14 protein-coding genes and 1 tRNA gene are annotated in these 19,104 nt (G+C 61.7%); 13 read left to right on the top strand and 2 right to left on the bottom strand.

All coding sequences use genetic code 11. From position 1 onward, the window contains the following. Positions 1 to 155 precede the first annotated feature (155 nt). The 5 genes from VHD36_01560 to ilvB all read left to right on the top strand — a co-directional run bounded on the left by VHD36_01560 (position 156) and on the right by ilvB (position 5,300). Positions 156 to 761, top strand: coding sequence for a DUF6677 family protein (locus VHD36_01560; protein ID HVU85976.1), 606 nt, complete (start codon positions 156 to 158; stop codon positions 759 to 761). A 54-nt stretch (positions 762 to 815) separates the two neighbouring features. Then, on the top strand, positions 816 to 1,031 hold the full coding sequence (locus VHD36_01565) for a hypothetical protein (GenBank protein ID HVU85977.1): 216 nt from the start codon (positions 816 to 818) through the stop codon (positions 1,029 to 1,031). A 193-nt stretch (positions 1,032 to 1,224) separates the two neighbouring features. Beyond that, on the top strand, positions 1,225 to 1,986 hold the full coding sequence (locus tag VHD36_01570) for a cytochrome c3 family protein (protein HVU85978.1): 762 nt from the start codon (positions 1,225 to 1,227) through the stop codon (positions 1,984 to 1,986). 77 nt (positions 1,987 to 2,063) lie between these two features. After that, on the top strand, positions 2,064 to 3,242 hold the full coding sequence (locus tag VHD36_01575) for a DUF362 domain-containing protein (protein HVU85979.1): 1,179 nt from the start codon (positions 2,064 to 2,066) through the stop codon (positions 3,240 to 3,242). 282 nt (positions 3,243 to 3,524) lie between these two features. Further along, positions 3,525 to 5,300 carry a biosynthetic-type acetolactate synthase large subunit gene (gene ilvB / locus VHD36_01580; GenBank protein ID HVU85980.1) on the top strand — a complete coding sequence of 592 codons (1,776 nt, stop codon included), beginning with the start codon at positions 3,525 to 3,527 and terminating at the stop codon, positions 5,298 to 5,300. A gap of 98 nt (positions 5,301 to 5,398) precedes the next feature. Here ilvB and VHD36_01585 read toward each other — a convergent pair whose 3' ends face one another. Continuing rightward, positions 5,399 to 7,198, bottom strand: a complete 1,800-nt coding sequence (locus VHD36_01585; protein ID HVU85981.1) for a hypothetical protein — start codon at positions 7,196 to 7,198, stop codon at positions 5,399 to 5,401. Positions 7,199 to 8,026: 828 nt separating this feature from the next. Between VHD36_01585 and VHD36_01590 the strand changes: the two genes are divergently transcribed. From VHD36_01590 to VHD36_01605, 4 genes are all read left to right on the top strand, one after another. Then, positions 8,027 to 9,619 (top strand): SpoIIE family protein phosphatase, encoded by a 1,593-nt coding sequence (locus tag VHD36_01590; GenBank protein ID HVU85982.1) that lies wholly within the window; start codon positions 8,027 to 8,029, stop codon positions 9,617 to 9,619. Between the two features lie 171 nt (positions 9,620 to 9,790). Then, positions 9,791 to 9,874, top strand: a tRNA-Leu gene (locus VHD36_01595). Positions 9,875 to 10,080: 206 nt separating this feature from the next. Next, a complete protein-coding gene (locus VHD36_01600; GenBank protein ID HVU85983.1) occupies positions 10,081 to 10,950 on the top strand; it encodes an alpha/beta hydrolase-fold protein in 870 nt (289 codons plus the stop codon). 42 nt (positions 10,951 to 10,992) lie between these two features. After that, entirely contained in the window at positions 10,993 to 12,114 is a 1,122-nt protein-coding gene (locus VHD36_01605; protein HVU85984.1) for a serine hydrolase domain-containing protein, read from the top strand. Between the two features lie 125 nt (positions 12,115 to 12,239). Here the strand turns inward: VHD36_01605 and VHD36_01610 are convergent, their stop codons facing one another. Further along, positions 12,240 to 14,291, bottom strand: a complete 2,052-nt coding sequence (locus VHD36_01610; protein ID HVU85985.1) for a tetratricopeptide repeat protein — start codon at positions 14,289 to 14,291, stop codon at positions 12,240 to 12,242. 570 nt (positions 14,292 to 14,861) lie between these two features. On the opposite strand from VHD36_01610, the gene VHD36_01615 reads away from it, so the two are divergent. The 4 genes from VHD36_01615 (at position 14,862) to VHD36_01630 (ending at position 18,901) form a co-directional block, all read left to right on the top strand. Further along, entirely contained in the window at positions 14,862 to 15,083 is a 222-nt protein-coding gene (locus VHD36_01615; protein HVU85986.1) for a hypothetical protein, read from the top strand. 352 nt (positions 15,084 to 15,435) lie between these two features. Beyond that, entirely contained in the window at positions 15,436 to 16,749 is a 1,314-nt protein-coding gene (locus VHD36_01620; protein HVU85987.1) for a hypothetical protein, read from the top strand. Between the two features lie 27 nt (positions 16,750 to 16,776). Then, positions 16,777 to 18,288 (top strand): alpha/beta fold hydrolase, encoded by a 1,512-nt coding sequence (locus VHD36_01625; GenBank protein HVU85988.1) that lies wholly within the window; start codon positions 16,777 to 16,779, stop codon positions 18,286 to 18,288. Positions 18,289 to 18,538: 250 nt separating this feature from the next. Next, the gene (locus VHD36_01630; protein ID HVU85989.1) at positions 18,539 to 18,901 is read left to right on the top strand and encodes a hypothetical protein; all 363 of its coding nucleotides are present in this window, start codon (positions 18,539 to 18,541) and stop codon (positions 18,899 to 18,901) included. Positions 18,902 to 19,104: the final 203 nt, after the last annotated feature.

The following is a 19,104-nucleotide window of genomic DNA, read 5'->3' on the forward strand; positions in this document are numbered from 1 at the left end:
CGTTTTCAAGGTTCCGAACTCTATGCCGAATAGCATCGGGAGCATGGCGGGCGAGGGCATCGGCTGATCTGGCGTGGTCGAGGCCGAAGACTACAATAATCGGCTTCGATGCTGCCGAGCCCCTGTGGCCCGCAGTTCTCTGGAGCAGAAGCAACGTGGCAAAAAACCAACCGACCCGCGACGCCGGCCGACCGAGTGGCACGTTCACTCCCGAAGGGGTGCCGCTGCGCGATCCCTTCGTCGGAGCCTTACTGGCCTGGCTCATTCCCGGAGGCGGCCACTGGTACCAGGGGCGGCGGTCGAAGGCCGTGCTGTTCTTTGTGTGCATTCTGGGAACATTTCTGTATGGGCTGTACTTGGGCGAAGGGCGCGTCGTCTACGCGTCGATGCGTCCCGAGGACCGGCGCTTTCCCTACTTTTGTCAGGTGGGCGCCGGGGCTGTTGCGTTGCCGGCACTCGTGCAGGCCTATCGCGTGAATCACGGCAGCAACCCGATTCCTTTTCCCGGCTGGACGGACTTCATGGTCCCGCCCAGCGTCGAGAAGAATCGCGAAGATTTGCCGAGTGAGCTCGACCTGCTGCACAAGCGATTGAACCGCTTCTTCGAGTTGGGAACCGTCTACACGATGGTTGCTGGTTTGCTGAACGTGCTTGTGATTTACGATGCCTGGGCGGGCCCGGCCGAACCTGACCTGCCCGCCAAGAAAGAAGACGAAGAGGAGGGGAAGCCGGTCGCCACCGGCCCCCCGCAAGCGTCGTAGCGCTGGCACGTTGCATTCCTTCGCAACACGTAACCCTCCACCAACACACCGATCATGATCGCCAACTCGCTTCCGCTTTTGGCCGTCGGCAATGACCTGTGGTATGCCTTGCCGCTGGTGATCGTGATCAGCCTCGTCTATGCGGCGACGCGGCACGAGCAGAACGATAATATCCTGGTCGCGGCGGGCCGCATCGGCACCTGGATCTGCGGCTTCATGTTCGCCATCTTCGTCGTGCTGGCCCTCATGTCGTGGCACGTTTCGTCGTGAGTTGGCCGCTTGCCGTGCACGATTGCCGAGCGCCGGGCGGCGGCTAATATGACCGTCGACGATTGTCCGCCGGTGGCTGGTAGCGTTTGACGTTCCGTGTGTCGGCTATTAGCCTGAAACCGTGCTCGTACTCTTCCGATCCCGATCATTGCCGGCCTCTCTGATTAGCGCCGCTGTTCTCGGCGCATGTTGCGTGGCCTTGCGCGCCGGCGAAGAGAAGGAACCTGCAAAACCGGCCGCATCCAAGCCGGCCCCGCGCAAGCTCGTCGCTCCCAAGACCTGGCCGGCCGGGCATCCGCTGCCGACGGTCGCCTCGAACTGCGCGGCGTGTCACTTAACGGCCGGGCGTGAGCTGACCGACGCCGTGGTGCATTTCGTCCGCAGCGTCCACGATCTGAATGGTCTGACCTGCTACGACTGTCATGGCGGCAACCGTGAGGAGGACGGCCGGGCCCACGAAGAGGCTTTCGGCTTCATTGGCACCAAGCTCAGCGCACACTTGAAAGTGTGCAGCGAATGCCACACGGACGAAGCCGAGCGGTTGGCGGCCGGGCCGCATCATTGGGATTTCTCGAAGCGCATCAACACCAAGTATCCGACCTGCGTCGACTGCCACGGCAACCACGACGTCGGTAACCCGCCCGCCGATTTCAAACTTCGCGACATGTGCCTGGATTGCCACCACAAGCTCGATAAGGACTACCCGAACATCGCCTCGGTGATCGCCAGTGGCGACCAACTGGCCGAGGTTCTGCGCGCGGTGCGAAAGAAGACGATTGCCGATCCGCACCCCGTGCCCGAGCCGTTCCGTGCCGACCTGGCCAGCCTGCGGACCGAGACGATGGAGGCGGTACACGCCTCGAAGGAGATTCCCGGCGAGCAGGCCGCGAAACTGAACGAGCGGAACAGGAAAATTCGCCAAGGGTTGGAGAACTGGCTAAAATCGACGCAGTGAAGCTGGCCTGGCGGTCGAGCGGTTCACGACGTTCGCAACGCACATCTCTTCATTCTCGAAATCTCGCGAGGCCCACGATGCTTGACCGCAACCATCTGCACAATCGTCGTTTTTTTCTGCAATCGGCGGGGGGCGCCGCCCTGGCGGCCAGCACGGCCGGTCGGTTGATCACGCCCTGCATGTTGCGGGCGGCGGAAAAAGCGGCGGCGGGACCGGCCGATGTGGGCATCGCGCGCGGCTCGAACATGGAAGAAGCGGTCAAGCGCGCCGTGGAGCTGTCGGGCGGAATGGATTTCATCAAGCCCGACCAGACGGTGCTCATCAAGCCGAATGTCACGGGCGCCGTGCCGAATCCGACCACGACCAGCCCGGAAGTGTTGTACGCCGTGATCAAGCTGGTCGCTGCGCAAGGCCCGAAGCGAATCATCGTGGCGGATCGCAGCTTTTCACCGCTGTTCAACACGACGACGCCGAAGACCATCGACGTCATGAAATCGGTCGGTCAGCTCGACGCTGTGAACGAGGCGATCAGCGACGTCAAAGCGCCGGTCGTAGCCGTGGGGCTCGAGGACGCGGCTTCGGAGTTCGAGAAGCTCGGCAAGCCAGCCAACACCGAACACTGGCGCAAGGTGACTCACCCGCTCGCCACGAGCTGGCCAAACGGTTTCGAGCTGGCGGAGTTGCTCTTCGCCGTCGATCACGTCATCAATGTGCCCGTGATCAAGACGCACTTCCAAGCCTGGTTCACGATGTCGATGAAGGCTTTCGTCGGCATGAGCCATCACCGCAGCCGCCGCGAGTTCCACACGGCCTTCAAGGGGAACAGCAACCTGGCCGATCAGAAAAGCTCGGGCAGCCGCCGCCGCGTCGGGCCCGAAGGGCGCAAGCTCGATGTCGAAGAGGTCGAGCCCTTGGTGAATCGAGTTGCCGAGTTGAACCTGGGCATCAAGCCGGCCTTGAACATCATGGACGGTACGAAGAGCTTCGTCTTCGGCGGCCCGTCGCACGGCGACGTCGAAGAGCCGAAGCTGGTCGTGGCCAGTCGCGACCGCATCGCGGCCGACGCCACGGGCGTGGCGGTGTTAAAGCGATACGGCACCGAGCGCCGTTTGCAGAACTACTCGGTGTGGGAAAACCCGTTCATCAAGCACGGCATCGAAATCGGCCTGGGCATCGACGGGCTCGACAAGCTCAACCTGAAGCACGCCGGCATCGCGGACGATGAGATGGCTACGATAAAAGAGATGCTGGCGTAACCCCCGACTGTCGATTGCCGAGACCTCAGGTGGCACGGACAACTCGCTTGTCCGCGCGCCGCAGGCGCAACCGCTAATGCGCCCCGTATTTCGCACGGTGCAGCCCGCGGGCGAACCTTCGCACGCCCACCGATGTCCCATCGGTCTAACGGTTTGCGACCCTTTCTGCCTTCGTCCGACGGTTGAAATCGCCTCGATTTAGGCGTATTTTACAGTATTCGCGCTGCCGCCTGGTTTTTGATCTTCGGCAGGCACGCCGCATTACCGCACCAGGAGGCCTTCGTGGCAACCATTGCCCCCAAAAATACCGCCGCCGCTGGAATCACCAACGGCGCCGATATTCTCGTTCAGTCGCTCGTGAACCACGGCGTGGAGGTCATTTTCGCCTACCCTGGCGGCGCGAGCATGCCGCTGCACCAGTCGCTGACGAAGTTCAAGGATCAGATTCGCACGATCCTGCCCCGGCACGAGCAAGGGGGGGGCTTCGCGGCACAGGGCTACGCCCGCAGCACCGGCAAGCCGGGCGTGTGCATGGCCACGAGCGGCCCCGGCGCGACGAACCTGGTGACCTGTATTGCCGACGCCAAGCTCGACAGCATTCCGTTGATTGCGATCACGGGGCAAGTCGGCACGTCGGTGATCGGCAGCGATGCGTTCCAGGAGACGCCGATCGTCGAAGTCTGTCGCGGCATCACGAAGCATCATTACCTGGTGACCGACGTGGCCGATCTGGCTCGCGTGGTGCGCGAGGCGTTCCACCTGGTCACGACCGGCCGTCCCGGGCCCGTGCTGATCGACCTGCCGAAAGACGTGCAGCAGGCTCAGACGGTGCCCGACTACGACGCCCCGATGAACCTGCCGGGCTACCACGTCGAGGATCGCCGCTCGCGCCCTGAGCAGATCGCGCAGGTCGCCGCAGCCATCAAGCGTTCGCGCCGTCCGGTGATTTACGCCGGCGGCGGCATCATCGCCAGCGGGGCGAGCCAAGAGCTGCGCGAGCTGGCGCACAAGACCAAGATTCCGGTCACGATGACCCTGATGGGCTTGGGCTCGTTCCCTTCGAACGATCCGCAGTGCATGGACATGTTGGGCATGCACGGCAGCGTTTATGCCAACTATGCCGTGAACGAGGCCGATTTGCTGTTGGCCTTCGGCGTGCGGTTCGACGACCGCGTGACGGGCAAGGTGTCGGAGTTTGCCAAGCACGGCAAGATCGTGCACATCGACATCGATCCGTCGGAGATCAACAAAAACAAAGAAGCCCACATTCCGATCATCAGCGACATCAAGTACGCGCTCGCGGAATTGAACAAAATCGTCGAACCGCCCGAGGCCGGCCTCGATGCCTGGCATGCGCAGATCTCGGCCTGGAAAAAGTCGGACCCGTTCTCGTACGACAAGTCGTTCCCGGGCATCCTGCCGCAATACGCGATCTCGGAATTGTCGAAGCTCGTGGCCGATCGCAACCCGGTGATCGCCGTGGGCGTCGGCCAGCATCAGATGTGGGCCGCTCAGTATTTTCAATTCACCGAGCCGCGCAGTTGGCTGTCGAGTTCGGGGCTGGGAACGATGGGCTTCGGCCTGCCCGGCGCCATGGGGGCCAAGGCGGCGCACCCCGATCGGCTGGTGATCGATATCGACGGCGACGGCAGCTTCTTGATGAACATTCAAGAACTGGCCACGTGTGTTTGTGAAAAGCTGCCGGTGAAAGTGCTGCTCTTGAACAATCAGCACCTGGGCATGGTCATGCAGTGGGAAGATCGCTTCCACGCCAGCAACCGTGCGCACACCTATTTGGGGCCGATCGATAATCCTGAAGCCATCGGAAAGGGAGACGGTCTGGGCCCGAAGAACCGCTATCCCGATTTCGTGACCATCGCCCGCGGCTTCGGCTGCGGTGCGGGCACCGTGAAGGATCGGGCCAAGCTGGGCGACGCGCTGCGCGAGATGATCGACTACGATGGTCCGTACGTTCTGGACGTCGAAGTGCCGTATCAGGAGCACGTGCTGCCGATGATCCCCTCGGGCAAGACCGTGCGCGATCTGATCAAGGCGTAGGCCGACACAGGGCGCTGCTACGTGCGGCGAAATCGGGGTGCCGCTGGCGGCTCGTCCGCCAGTGCGGCGCATAAGCCACCCGGACGCCGCGACCCTCCCTATTTTGCTGTGCGGCCAGCGGTGGCGACAATCGGTGTCTCTTCGCGCAGCACGTAGACGTATCCGTCGAGTTCGCTGGTCGGGCACGTCGCATCGGCTGCGAAGACTGGCAATTCAAAAGGAAGCCGCCACTTGTCCGAGCGCACGACGACCAACTCATAATGGCACTTCGGCTCCGCCGTTATCGCCGCGAACCGCAGTACGGCGAACATCGGGTCAGGCAAACACTCAAGGTCGCACGTCCCGGTGGCGAGTTCGAACTCGGCTCCGGCTGCATTTCGTTTGACGATTTTCCAGCCGAGCTGTTCCGGCAAGGGGGCCCGATGCAACCGGTTGCGCACCCGAAGATCAATGCGAAAGACGCGCTGCCCCGGCGCGAGAGCCAGGTCTTGCACCCACGGCCGCGTGGGGGAGATCGTCGCCTTCGTTCTCTTCGCTTCGGCGGCATGCTGTTGGGCCAGGCGGTGTACCTCAGCATCGACCGTTGCCACCGGCACGGATCCATGGCGATACGGTCCGATGCGGACCGCGCACATTTGTTCTAAATGCCGGGCGAGCGACCGCTCTTCATCCTGCATATCCCAGGCCGAACGCGTGCCGATGGTGCTGGGCGAAAGGCCATCGGCCACGAGCAGTTCCATCCGCGCCACCCGCGCGCGAATCTCTTGTGACTGGTGGATGCCCGACGAGACGTAGGCCATGCCGATCACGACCGCGATGCCGGCAGTCGCCGCCTCCGCGACGTGCCAACGCGGCTCTCGGCCATACAATACGAAAACGCCATAGAGCGCGACGACCAACGGACAGGACAGCAAGCTATAGCGCGCCGTCAAACAATACGTCGGATCGATCGTCCCGCGCGACCAGCCGACCCCCAGGGCGACCGTTACGACGGATGCGATCGCGCATGCTAAACCAGCGGCACGCAGCCGCTCTTCAGGCGAGCGCCGCCAGACGATGGCAAGCATGGCCAGGGCCGCCAAGATCAACCCAGCAACGATAATCCCGGATGCCGGCCACGTGTCCTGGCCCAACCGGCCGGCCGAGATGCTGAGCACCTGCAACGTTCCGCGCATGGTCGCCCACAGGCGCGCCGCGTCGATGCCTGCCGCCGGTGCGTCAGGCAATCCTTCGGTGGGACGATTACCGGCGAAATACACGATCACCAAGGCCAGGCAGCCAGCCGCGGCCGCGAGCAATATTCCACCGGACCAATAGCACCCAGGACGGTTGCTACGCGCCAACGTCAACCCTGCGACTGCCAGCCACAGCGCGAGGGCCGGCAGGAAACAAACACCCGGGCCGCCACAACCGATCAGGACCGCACACGCGAGCGCGACGAGCAAGCCGTTACGCAGAGCCGTTTCCGGACCGCGTGTATTGATAATGATGCCGATCGCCGCGCACATGAGGGCGGCCGCCATGGCGAAGAAGAGCTGATGCCCCCAGATCAAGTTGTACCAATGCCCTAAGTGCAAAAGCGCGATCGGAATCACAACGTCGCTGAGCCGTGTCTCGCCGCGGGCGCGCCGCACGGCCCACAATAGCCCCAGGCTGGCACCTGAGAGCACGAGCACGTTGGCCACCGCGCCTGCGCGAAAGTCGTAGTTCGTCAGCCGCGCGAGCCCGATGTACAGAAGTTTCGTGAGCGGCACCCGATGATGATTCTCGGGCTCGAGCAACCACGCGCTATCGAAGGGGCGATCTCCCACCACGACGTCCAACCACGGCCATTCATCGGCGTAGGGTGAGTTCGACGAATAGCGCGCGACAAGGGCGAGAGCAGCCGCGGTGGTCAACAGCCATCCCGCGAAGACCACTTGGCGCCGCTTTCTTTCTTGATCGGCCTGCCACATCACAGTCGAGCCCTTGGATTTGCGTCCGTTTCGCCATCGCCGGGCGAGCGCGGCAGGAATTTAGACCTCGTGCAAAAGTCGGTCAATGTCAACGCAGGGTTCGCTAGCTGGCATGCTCGCATTCATCGGCAAACCGTCGCGAAGGCGCGTGGCATGCTCTTCGTTACCAGCCGTAAGGCAAAACGCGACATGGCAAACTTTTCCCACACGGCGTGCCCGCTACGATCGGCGCCGATGACGCATCGCAAAGGGCGCCTCACGATATTGCCGTCGCTCTGCCGATGCTTGATTCTGCCGGTCACGGATGCTGGGCGAACTGCGAAAGCGGTTCGTGTTCGTTCGTCCGTGCCAGTCCGAGTAACTTGCGTGTCGCACGGCCCGCCCCGCCGTGGCGTCAAGTTGCTCCGCGACGGGCACGGGGAACGACTACCCCACAAGCTGCCTGTGCACCGCGCGAGCACCTTGGAGCAATTGCTTTCGAGAAGACGAACCTTCGCCTCGCGGGACCGCCCCCACGCCGCCGCGAAGGATTGCGTACTTCGGCCGAGCTTGCTCACCTGCTGCCGCGCGTGCCCGACACAGGACCTTGTGGAACTGCGAGGAGTCGCAAGACCGGTCCGTTCCCTTCAGATGGGTCGCGGAATACACGGCGCAGAAGAGCCAAGGCAAAATTGCCACGCATCTGCGGCCGTTGGCGACAACGGACGAAGGACACGACGGACCGGCGGCGACGTGCATCAGTTGTTCCTCTTCCCAGCAAGCAGGCTCGCCGTGTCACGGTCTACACCGAAGCATTTGAATCTGTTTAAAGAGCGGTCGGAAACAGTCGATCAGCCCGGGCGCTTAGCCTCAGGCGCGATCCAAGACTTGTGCCATGCCTTCGAGCGTGCGACCGGCTGGTCGCTGCGCTACGTGCCAGGGCACCCACCGCAAAACGATCACGACCTGTTGTGGTCCGCCCCGGTCAGCCCGGGCGTTGGAAGCTCTCCCGGACACCTCAGGATTGATCTCGGTGGGACCGCGTTGCGGGACCGTGGTCCCTCGGTCGATCTGGAACACGCCGGCGAGCTGGCCGGCGCGATCGGCCATCTCTTGGGCGAGTTGCACGTGGCCCGCGAGGAACTGCGCAAGCGCGAAGCCGAACTGGCGGCCGCCGTGCCGGTCATCGAACGGCCCGGCGAGCCGGTGCATCTGGCCGAGCGCTTGGAAGCTGTGCTGCGCGGCGGCGCGCAAGCGGTGAATTGTCATGCGGCGGCTGTGTATTTGCTGGATTCGGCCACCACCGAATTGAAGTTGCGCGCCGCGTATGGCTTGCCGCGCGAGCGCCTGCAACTGGGGCCGCGTCCGCTGCGCTCCGCAACTGCAGATTTGGAAGCCCTGGCGGGTCATGCCGTGGTGATGAAAAACCGCGCGGTGCGCGCCGAATGGCAGGCGCCCGAAGCATCGGCCGCGGCCGTGTGCGTACCGATCGCGACGAGCGCCATTCCGCTGGGCACGCTGTGGATCTTTTCAGCCCGCGAGCGCGATTTCAGCGATGAAGAGGTCAATCTCGTCGAGATCGTGGCTGGTCGGCTGGCCAGTGACCTGGAACGCGAAGTCCTCATGCAAGAAGGGCTGAACGCCGCGACGCTCAAACGCCAGATGAGCGAAGCCGAGCGACTGCAGGAGTTCCAGCAGCCGCGCTACATTCCTGCGTCGCCCAGTTGGGATATCGATGCCTGGACCTTACGCGGCGACGTCCTGGGCGGCGACTTCTACGACTGGTTCACGCGCGGCGACGAAAGCTTGGGGATCGCTGTCGGATCGGCGACCGGTTCGGGAATCTCGGCCGCGATGATGGCGAGCATCCTGCGCACCGCGGTCCGCGCCCACGCCGAACAAGCGCGCGAACCCCAACAGTTGTTGAACGCGGTCAATCGCGAGCTGTGGCAAGCCGCGGCCGGACTGCAGTCAGCAGGGCTGTTATATGCCCTGCTCGATCCCACGGGCCGGATTCGCCTGGCAACAGCCGGGGACGTCACGGCGCTGTTGGCCCGGCCGGGTGGCTGGCAGTTGCTGTCGCGCGTAGCTTTGCCGCTGGCGCGCGATCCCAATTCGACTTATCAGCCGGTTTTGCACTCGCTGCGCCCCGAAGAGACGCTCTTGGTCATGGCCGGCGATGATCCGCAATTCGCTCCGCCGGTCAAAGGCCGCACCCATCGCCTGGGCCTGTCATCCATCGCACGCCTGGTGGCCGAGAAATCGGACAGCACGGCGAAAGAACTGGCGGCCGCCCTTCGCTTTCAATTCTCATCGAGCAAGATTCACTCGAACCGTGATCGCACGCTGCTGGTCGTGAAGCGCCGCCGCCCCGATTGGTCGTAGCTCTGGCGACCTGGGGGCATCCTGCGCCCCGTTCGACGAGCCGCTTGACTGGCGCGATTTGGTGAGAATCAGCGGCTTTCCCGGTCGCTTGACGGTGGAAGCAAAAGACTTAGACTTGCTTGATTAGCCACTGGCGGCGTGCCGCTTGCCTGGCCCCGAGGAAATCATCGAGCGGGAATGGCGGAATTGGCAGACGCGCTAGGTTGAGGGCCTAGTGGTAGTAATACCGTGCAGGTTCAAGTCCTGTTTCCCGCACTTTTGGCTTACGGTCATAAATCACCTGCGCTGCCGCCCTCCGCTCGACTGACATTTGGTCAGCCGTGCTCGGTTGCCGGATCAAGTCCTGTTTCCCGCACTTTCTCTGATTCCGGTGCCTACGACGACAAGTTGAGCATAGCGGCGTGTCGGATGTGGCTGCATCGGTGCGACTTTGCCAGCGGTGTGACCGTTTGAATCGACTTATGAGATTCACCTTCGTTACTGTCCTGAGTCTCGCCTTCATTGTGGCCTGTTCACCGGTATTGCTCGCGGCCGAGCCGGCGGCCTCGCCGAGCGACGCGTCATCGACGGAAGATGGGCCCGTGACGATCCCCCGTTCGCACCAGTTCACGCTGCGATCGCGCGCGGGGCGTGAGTACCGCATCCAAGTTGCCGTGCCCAAGGCGGGGCCACCAACGGCCGGCTACCCGGTCATCTATGCGACCGACGGCAATGCGGTCTTCGCGACTTTTGCCGAGGCCGTGCGCGCGCAGCGCGCTGCCTCGATGCTGATCGTTGGTATCGGTTATCCTTCGGACGCTCCCTTTGATGTGGCGCGTGTTTACGACCTCACGCCTCTGCGACAAGGGGAGAAGAGTGATACCGATTCTGAAGACAATACCGGCGGCCAGGAAGAATTCTTTGCCTTTATCCAAGATGAGCTGAAACCCTTCATCGAGAGCAGGTTCAAGGTCAACCGCGAACGGCAAACGCTGTTCGGTCACTCCTTGGGCGGGCTCTTCGTCCTGCACATTCTCTACACGCATCCCGAAGCCTTTCAAACCTACGCCGCCGGCGCTCCGTCCCTGTGGTGGAATAACCAGGCGATCCTGTCCGAGGAGAAGGCGTTCATCGAGAAACAAGGGGCCAAGGTGGACTTGTTCCTGTTCGTGGGCGAGCGAGACGCCCGCCACATGGTGCTAGACGCGACGCGCACAGCCGATCGTCTGGCACCGCTTTCTGCCCATGGGCTGCGTGTCTATTTTCAAGTCTTTGACGAGGAAGATCACGTCTCGGTCTTACCAACCGCGATCAGCCGGACTTATCGCATCGCAGGAAGTCCAACGAAGTAGTTTTCGCGCGCAAGCGAATCATGTATCGAAAAGGGGGCTGACGTGCTCTCCGATCGCCAAGAGATTCACAGAGCGACCGCGGTGTGCGGGCTAGCGATTTTTGCCACTCTCTTGGTTGCCAGCGTCGGTCGAACGGCCGACGAAGTCGACGACTATGTAGAAGCGCAGCGCGTCGAGTCGCGCATTCCAGGGCTGGCACTGCTGGTCGTGCGCGATGGGACCGTCGTCAAGTCGCGTGGCTACGGCCTGGCCAACGTCGAGCTGCAGGTTCCGGTTACCGAACAGACGATTTTTCAAAGCGGATCACTGGGGAAGCAATTCACAGCCACCGGAGTGATGATGCTCGTCGAGGAGGGGCGGCTGGATCTCGACGACGCGGTGCGCAAGTTTTTGCCGGACGCTCCCGAGGCGTGGCAAGCGATCAAAATTCGCCACCTCCTGTCGCACACGTCGGGTTTAGGAGACTACCCACGCGATTTCGATCTGCGCCGCGATTATACGACCGACCAGTTGTTGCAGGCGATTTACGCGTCGCCACTAGCCTTCGAAGCTGGCGCAGGGTGGAAGTACAGCAATCTCGGTTACGTCACGCTCGGGATTGTGATGGAAAAGGCCACCGGAGGACCTTATGGCGAGCTGCTGGCCGAGCGGATCTTCAAACCGTTGGGAATGTCGTCGACGCGCGTTATCAGCGAGGCCGATATCGTTCCGCATCGTGCCGCCGGTTATCGCCTGGTTCACGGCGAACTGAAAAACCAGCAGTGGGTGTCACCGACAATGAATTCGACGGCTGACGGCAGTCTCTACACGAATCTATTGGACATGGCGAAATGGGACGCTGCTCTGACATCGGGTTCGCTGCTCAAGCCCGAGTCCCAGCTGCAGATGTGGACCGTCGCCAAACTGGCCGACGGAGCAAAGAACACAGGCAATTACGGCTTCGGCTGGGTTTGCGAAGAGGTTGCCGGCCATCGAATTGTTCGTCACGGCGGCGCCTGGCAGGGATTTGTCTCCGGCATTAGCCGCTACCTTGATGACCACATGACCATCGTCGTTTTCGCGAATCTCTCCGCCAGTTCGGCGCGATCGTTTCCTGCGATCGAACGGAACGTCGCCGCGTTTTACGTTCCGGCTCTGAAGACGCATGACGAAGGTCGCAAGTGACATGCGCCTTTGCTCGAGCCCGGCGGACACTCGGGACCGCGGAATTCTCGGTGCGCAAAGGAACTGGTGTCTCGGTCAGTTGTTCGTGCAACTTCCCGCATCCGCCGACTCGCACGATGCCCGCTTTACTTGCGATTCTGCTTCAACCAGTTCTCAAGCGATTGCGTCAACGGCACGTTTCCCGCAGCCCTGGCCATTGCCAAGGCTTTTTCGGCCGTGGCAACCGCGTCGGCTGACTGGCCTAGATCGTTGTAGACAATTGCCAACTGGGCCCGCGCGTCGAGATCGTCGGGAGCCAGCCGTATTGTCTTCTCGAATTCTTCGCGCGCTTCGGGCAAGCTGTTCACCGCTTTGAGGGTCAGGGCGAGGTTTTTCCGGATCATCGCGGAATCGGGTTCCAATGCCACCGCCTTGCGGAAATGTTCGAGGGCCGGCTGCGGGCGTCCGGCGAGAAACAAAGCCATGCCCAGCCGGTTCTGGAACGTGGACACATCGGGCTGCTCTTGCACAACCATTTCGAACTGGTCGATTGCCTCCACCGGTCGGCCGGCGTTCAACAGAGCAAGACCGAGATGAAAATGTGCCAATGTATCGTCGGGGCTGGGAAATGACTTTTCTAGATAGTCGATGGCTTCGGCGGGCCGCTGGAGATTGATCAACGCCACGCCCAGCACGTGATACCCTTCCGGCCAGTCGGGAAATCGCTCGAGGGCCTGTCGCATGTATCGAGCGGCTTCTTCACTGCGCTGCGCATCATTAAGCGCGATACCCGTATTCTGGATGGCGATCAAGTCGTTCGGGTCGCGCCGTGCGGCGTCTTGCCAGAGGGTGACTGCATCGCGATACGCCGTCAGTCGAAGACTGCTGACCGCGCCCATCACGACAACCAAGATCGCGCCGAAGGTGAGCGTCGCCGCGAGCGGCCAGCGAAAGATCTTAGGCTCGTTCGAGGCCGGTACCTGCGCTACCGAACACAACAGCCGATACCCGCCGACGATTGTCAGTGTAAGAATCGCAGCCAGCGGAAGGTACATTCGCCGTTCGACCGCGACTTCTTTGAGGATCGGCACGGCGAGTGTGGGAGCGAGAATCATGACGGCGCAGGCACCTATGAAACCCGCGGCGGATCGGCGCCCGAGCGCGATCAGAATGCCAATCCCCAGGAGCAAGGCAAAGACCAGCCACGGCCAGGCGACCGCGAAGGTTTCCAAAAGGGGGACGCGATAGTGAACCGACAGCGGCCAGGGCCAGAAGCTTAGCTTGAAGTACATGGCAAGCACCTTGGCCTGGGTGAACCACCAGACGTGAGCCGGAATTCCCCGATGAAACCCCGCCGAGGCGGACCGCGGTCCGCCCAGATTCAAGGTCAAGAGCACGATCCAGCCCAGCGCCAACGCCACGTACAAAGGCCACGAGCGGCGTAGCGCCCGCCAGAACGATCGTGCCAGGAAAGTGCGCTCGAATAAGAGCACCGCGAATGGCGCCGAGACCATCGTTTCCTTGCAGGCCATTCCTGCAGCGCAAGCCACGCCGGCCAAGAGCAGCCAGAGCAATTGATGCTTCGACGTCGTGGCGGTGAAGTACCGCAGGCTGGTGAATAACGTGGCCAGGTAGAACAACCCCATCATCAGTTCGGTGCGTTGCGTCGTGTATTCCACGGATTCGGTGACGAGCGGATGCACGAGCCAGGCCAGGGCCACGAGCAACGAAAGGCCGAATGCCGCGCGGTCGAATCGGTTGGCGAAGTACGGAAGTTGTAGCGTTCGCTGAACGATTGCCCACAGCAGCACCGCCGAAAGCACGTGCAGCGTCAGATTGACGAAGTGGTAACCCCACGGATCGATTTGGCCGAAGTGGTAATTCATCGCCAGCGACAGGTTCACCAGCGGTCGACCTGCCGTGGGCGAGTCAAACGGTGCGACGAAGGGGCTCGATGCGCCAAACAGCGGCCACAACCTGGTAATCGAGGGGTTCATGACGACCGAATGGAAGTCGTCGAAGATGAACGGATAGCTCAACGACCGCCCGTATACCATCCAGCCTGCGACGCCCAGCAGAACTATCGCGACCAAAGCTTGTGCGACGCCGTTCGGAGTTGCCGGATTGGGGCGCGACAGAGTCTGGCTTGCTTTCGTGCGAGACCCGGCCTTCGGCCGACGCCGCTCAGAACCGGCCATGAAATGGACTCCGCACGGTTCGATACACGGCTCTTGCTCCAGGAGAGGAAACGTTCTCGACGAGGCTTTGCGAAAGGGCTGGCTCGTGCCGGGCTGCCCGCGCTTTGCCGGCGGAGGCGCCTCGTACGACGTGACCCTGAAGGCACTCGAACGCACCAGGCCCGAAAGCGACCGATTCTAGCTGCCCGTGCGGCGGGCGTCGATTTGTTCGAAGTCGAGTATTTTGTCGAGGATTTCCGGGGCTGCCTCGTCAGTCGATCGCTGACTGACGTCTGTGGCGAAAGCGCGGTAACGTGACGTACTTGCCCTTCGGGACCGAGCCCAGTTCTGTGCGAGTTGCCTTGCCGGAGTTCGAGCACAACGATTGTAGGGGTGCCTCGGGTCGTGACGAAATACTTGATCGAGCGGACGGCCGAATGCCGAAGAGCTTTGACGCACGAGCAATATGGATCGTTCGCGTCGACGACGTCGGATCCAGTGGAAACGCCGCGAACGGTCCCTAGAAATACCGATTGCAATTTTTGGGCGCAGGCGGTTGTCGCGGCCCGAAGTTCATGGAGGAACTGAAAAATGTTCAGACGTTTATTGATGGCTGTGCTGATCGTCGTGGCGCTGGCTTCACTCAGCCAGGATGTCCAGGCCGCCAGTCGTTGCCCGCCCCGCTGCGGAGTTTGTGACTACTTGTTTGGCGGCTATGGCCATGGGCCATTTGGCTACGGCGGCGGTTTTGTTTATGCCGGCTATGTTCCGCCCTGCAACTACACGCAATGTGGCTGTCGGATCGTTTACTAAGCGCATCGGGGCCACGGTAGCGGACATGCGCGGCTCGACGACGGCTCGGGCAGCCGAGGAACATCGGCCGAGAGATCGGGATCGAGCACGACCGATTCACCGTTGACGACAAATCACGCACGTGTCTCGCTTGCTAGGTCGAGACACGTGCGTTTCTTTTTTACTTCGCGATGTCTTCAGCTCATTAGCCAGGGCGCAAGCGAACGCCGGATCAAAACCGCCTGCGCGCCCAGAAGGGGACGGCACAAACGGTTCTCGGCTAAGAGTATTCGACAGCTGCGGAACTTGTTCGTGCTAGAATGCCGTCAGTTGGTGAAGCATCTCAGGGCCGCTAGCCGCGCCGGTGGCACGCATGACCGAAGAGAAACCACTTTGCACAGTCACGCATCGGCAGCTCGTAGACGGCTGCTGCCCATGGTGCCATGCTCCGGTGAGCGACGGACAATTGAGGGGGGTATCCGCTGGCTCGACAGAAGCGTGCTGGAACTGGAGGGTCCTCGAAGAAGATCTCCGTGCAGGGGATTTGCGAATTCGAACGATCACTAGCCTCAACCTCGCGAAGCTTTCGGACGAGGTGGAGCATGCACTGCCGCTTCTGACTTTGGCGTTAGACGACCGTCACCATGACGTCCGATTGCACGCAGAAATAGCCTGCGAAAGAATCGGCCGGGACCTTTCTTCAATGCAAGCGGTGTGGCTCGAAGGTGAGGTTCGCGGCGAGCGCCACCATCTCGCCGCGTGCATGATGCTACTGGCCGGTTACTCCACGAGCCGGCAGCCTGAGTTACGGGCCAAACGTGCCGCTCATATTTGTTGGCTCATTGAGCATCATCCTCATCGGAGGATTGCTGGAATCCCCGATGCTCTCCTGTTGAATCGCGACGAGCCTCAATGGTATGAGGATGCTCGCGAGCAGTGGATAAAGACTGTCGGCGACAGCAAGTCAAACGCCGCAGTACTCGGGAATGCTGCACGATTCTTCATGCTCAACGAGCCCGAGCGGGCCGCGAGATTGCTCGTCGATTCGCAAACACTTGAGCCAGAGAATACCGAATGGCACGAACTGCTGGCGCAATTGCACACGCTGTCGGCGCGACACGGCACGGTCGAGGATCGCGCGATTCGACATCGGGAGGCGATGGTTGAACTCGAGATGGCCGAGCAGATTCGTTCGGCCCACGCCGGCGTCGTTAGCGACGAAGAAAAGCGCGTGCGAAATCTGTTAACTCGCGTGTATACCTTATCGAACCGCGCGCGGGCAGCACTCGACGCCGGCGAATGGGAGTTTGCCAGGCAACTTGCCCGGGAGTGCTTGGCACTGGCGTCGAGCAATGAGATCGACGAGTATTTTCGAGAGGATGGAAACGCGATCCATTACTCCCATCTGGTCTTGGGTCACGTGGCTCTTCATGAAGGGGATCTCGCCCGCGCGAAAGACCACCTGATCGCGTCGGGTAAAACCGAAGGGTCGCCCAATCTCGATTCTTTCGGCCCGAACATGTCACTGGCGAAAGCCATCTTGGAAAAGGGTGACTCCACGGCGGTGCTCCAGTATCTTGACCTATGCGGCAAGTTTTGGAACAGCGGCTCAGACAGATTGATCGCGTGGAAACGTCAAGTTGCCCAAGGACAGGTGCCCGACTTCGGCGCGAATCTTGTCTATTGAGGACCTCAAAATCCAGTGAGCGCCACGATGGGTACGAAGTCTCTGCAACTTTCGACGGCGCTGATGCTGGCATTAGCGCCCGCTGCATGGCGGGCCGATGGCGCGCCGCCAGCCGATGCCGGTGAGCCCAAATCCGCGACGAGCTCCAGCGAACAGCCGCCGGCCCCGCGCGAAGCTGTTGCCGGCTCCTGGGTCGGCACGCTGGATGCCGGCGTCAAGCTGCGGATTGTTTTCAACATCGAGCAATCGGCAGACGGAACGTTCAAGGCCACGCTCGACAGCCCGGATCAGGGGGCGAAAGGCATCCGCATCGATGAAACCACGTTTGCCGACGGCGAATTGAAGCTCACGTCCAAGGCGCTGCGCGCGACGTTCAAAGGAAAACTTGCGAATGGCGAAATCGCCGGCACGTTTACGCAAGGCGGTACGGCGTTGCCGCTCGCGCTGAAGCCGGCCGAGAAGGCGCCAGAAATCAAGCGTCCGCAAGTTCCGAAAAAGCCGTATCCCTACGAAGAGCGCGAGGTCACGGTCGAAAACAAACCCGCCGGCGTCAAGCTGGCTGGCACGTTGACAGTGCCCAAGGGCGACAAGCCGTTCCCTGCGGTGTTGCTCATCTCCGGTTCAGGCCCGCAAGATCGAGACGAATCGCTGCTGGGCCATCAGCCTTTTCTGGTGTTAGCCGATTATTTGACGCGGCGCGGCATTGCCGTATTGCGGCTCGATGATCGCGGCGTTGGCGGCTCGAGCGGCGACCTCGCAACGTCCACAACCGATGACCTGGCGGGCGACGCGCTCGCCGCCGTCGAGTTTCTCAAGTCGTGCGCGGAATTCGATCCGCAGCGGATCGGACTCGTGGGGCATAGTGAAGGAGGCCTGATTGCGCCGCTGGCCGCAAGTCGCTCCGACGACGTCAAGTTCATTGTACTGATCGCCGGACCCGGCGTGACCGGCGAAGAAATACTCTACGCGCAGGGGGAATTAATCTCGCGCGCCGGAGGTGGTGGCGACGCGGCGACTAAGTTTCAGCGCGCCTTGCAGGAAAAGCTGTTTGCGATCGTGAAGGATTTCGAACGTCAAGCGGCCGCCGCGCCGGGCGACATGCCCCCCGATACTGCCGAGGTCGAGAAGAAACTCGTGGCCGCCATCACGGGCCTCTCGATCCTGCTGCCTGAAGACAAACGCAAGGCGGCCGAAGCGCAAGCCCAGGCTCAAGCCCGATCGCTCGTGACGCCGTGGTTCCGTTACTTTCTTTCGTACGATCCGCGTCCCACGCTCGCGAAGGTTCACTGCCCGGTGCTGGCCGTGATCGGGGAGCGGGACTTGCAGGTTCCGCCAGCGCAGAACCTTCCCGAGATCGAGAAGGCACTCAAGGCGGCAGGCAACGGCAATTACACGCTGCACGAATTGCCCACTCTCAACCACTTGTTGCAGACGTGTACGACTGGGGCCCCCTCGGAGTATGGGCAGATCGAGGAGACCATGGCCCCCTCAGCGCTGGCACTGATTGGCGATTGGATTAGCCAACAATCCGGGCACTGATCGGCGGCCAGGTTCTCGATCTGAATTGGTCGGTCGCCGGCTTTGCCAAGTGCCCTGGAATGCGCCATTTCCCCAGATTCGCCACGCGAAAATGTGGCCAGAAAAACCTTGCAGAATCGCAAGGAATCCGTAAACTTAAGAAATCGTAATAGACGACGCTCTGATTATGCGGCTTTTACGGAACCAGGTTCGGGAGGGCCGATCAGGCCCATCGCGATCCTATTCGACCGGGAAACGGGGATTCGAATCGATGAGCGGAATTCGCATCTTCCAACTGCTGGAACCTTTAATGGCCGGAAGCAGTGCCAAGGCTCGACTCCTGAACTGGAATGGTGAGCGCTATACCTCAAGCGCCTTTGCGACCGTCACGGTTCATGACTTCGTAGGAGAACATGGTTCGGCCGGCGACCGCGGTTATTGCTACTTGTCGGATGATTCGCACCGCTGGGAGGTGCTGGGCACCCTGGCCGACCACGGCATTCATCGCAGAGAACAGAACGCCGCTGCGGGGAAGGATGAGCGAGAGGATGGAGCAAGGGAAAACCGTCGACCCTTGTTCCCCGCCCTGGGGCAGGGCTCGCATGATGATTGGCCGAGTTCGGCGCTCATGTAAATGTCGCCGGGCTTGGGGATGCGGGATCGCTCGTTCTTCATTCGGGACGCGGTCGGAATGATGCCACATCCGACCGCGTCTTTTTTTCCTCGCGTCCAGCGCCGGTTGCCAACCCTATCATGTCACCGGGGCGATGCCCGCAGCCAGCCCGTTGCCGGTCGCGATGCGGTCGGTATTTGCTCGCATTTGCCCCCGGCGTTCGG

The organism is Pirellulales bacterium, assembly GCA_035546535.1.
In the GTDB taxonomy this organism is placed as follows: domain Bacteria; phylum Planctomycetota; class Planctomycetia; order Pirellulales; family JACPPG01; genus JACPPG01.

Excerpts from the sequence above, each read along its gene's own strand:
- VHD36_01565 (HVU85977.1), top strand. The coding sequence starts at position 816 with ATGATCGCCAACTCGCTTCCGCTTTTGGCCGTCGGCAATGACCTGTGG.
- VHD36_01575 (HVU85979.1), top strand. The coding sequence starts at position 2,064 with ATGCTTGACCGCAACCATCTGCACAATCGTCGTTTTTTTCTGCAATCG.
- VHD36_01600 (HVU85983.1), top strand. The coding sequence starts at position 10,081 with ATGAGATTCACCTTCGTTACTGTCCTGAGTCTCGCCTTCATTGTGGCC.
- VHD36_01610 (HVU85985.1), bottom strand. The coding sequence starts at position 14,291 with ATGGCCGGTTCTGAGCGGCGTCGGCCGAAGGCCGGGTCTCGCACGAAA.
- VHD36_01615 (HVU85986.1), top strand. The coding sequence starts at position 14,862 with ATGTTCAGACGTTTATTGATGGCTGTGCTGATCGTCGTGGCGCTGGCT.
- VHD36_01620 (HVU85987.1), top strand. The coding sequence starts at position 15,436 with ATGACCGAAGAGAAACCACTTTGCACAGTCACGCATCGGCAGCTCGTA.
- VHD36_01625 (HVU85988.1), top strand. The coding sequence starts at position 16,777 with ATGGGTACGAAGTCTCTGCAACTTTCGACGGCGCTGATGCTGGCATTA.
- VHD36_01630 (HVU85989.1), top strand. The coding sequence starts at position 18,539 with ATGAGCGGAATTCGCATCTTCCAACTGCTGGAACCTTTAATGGCCGGA.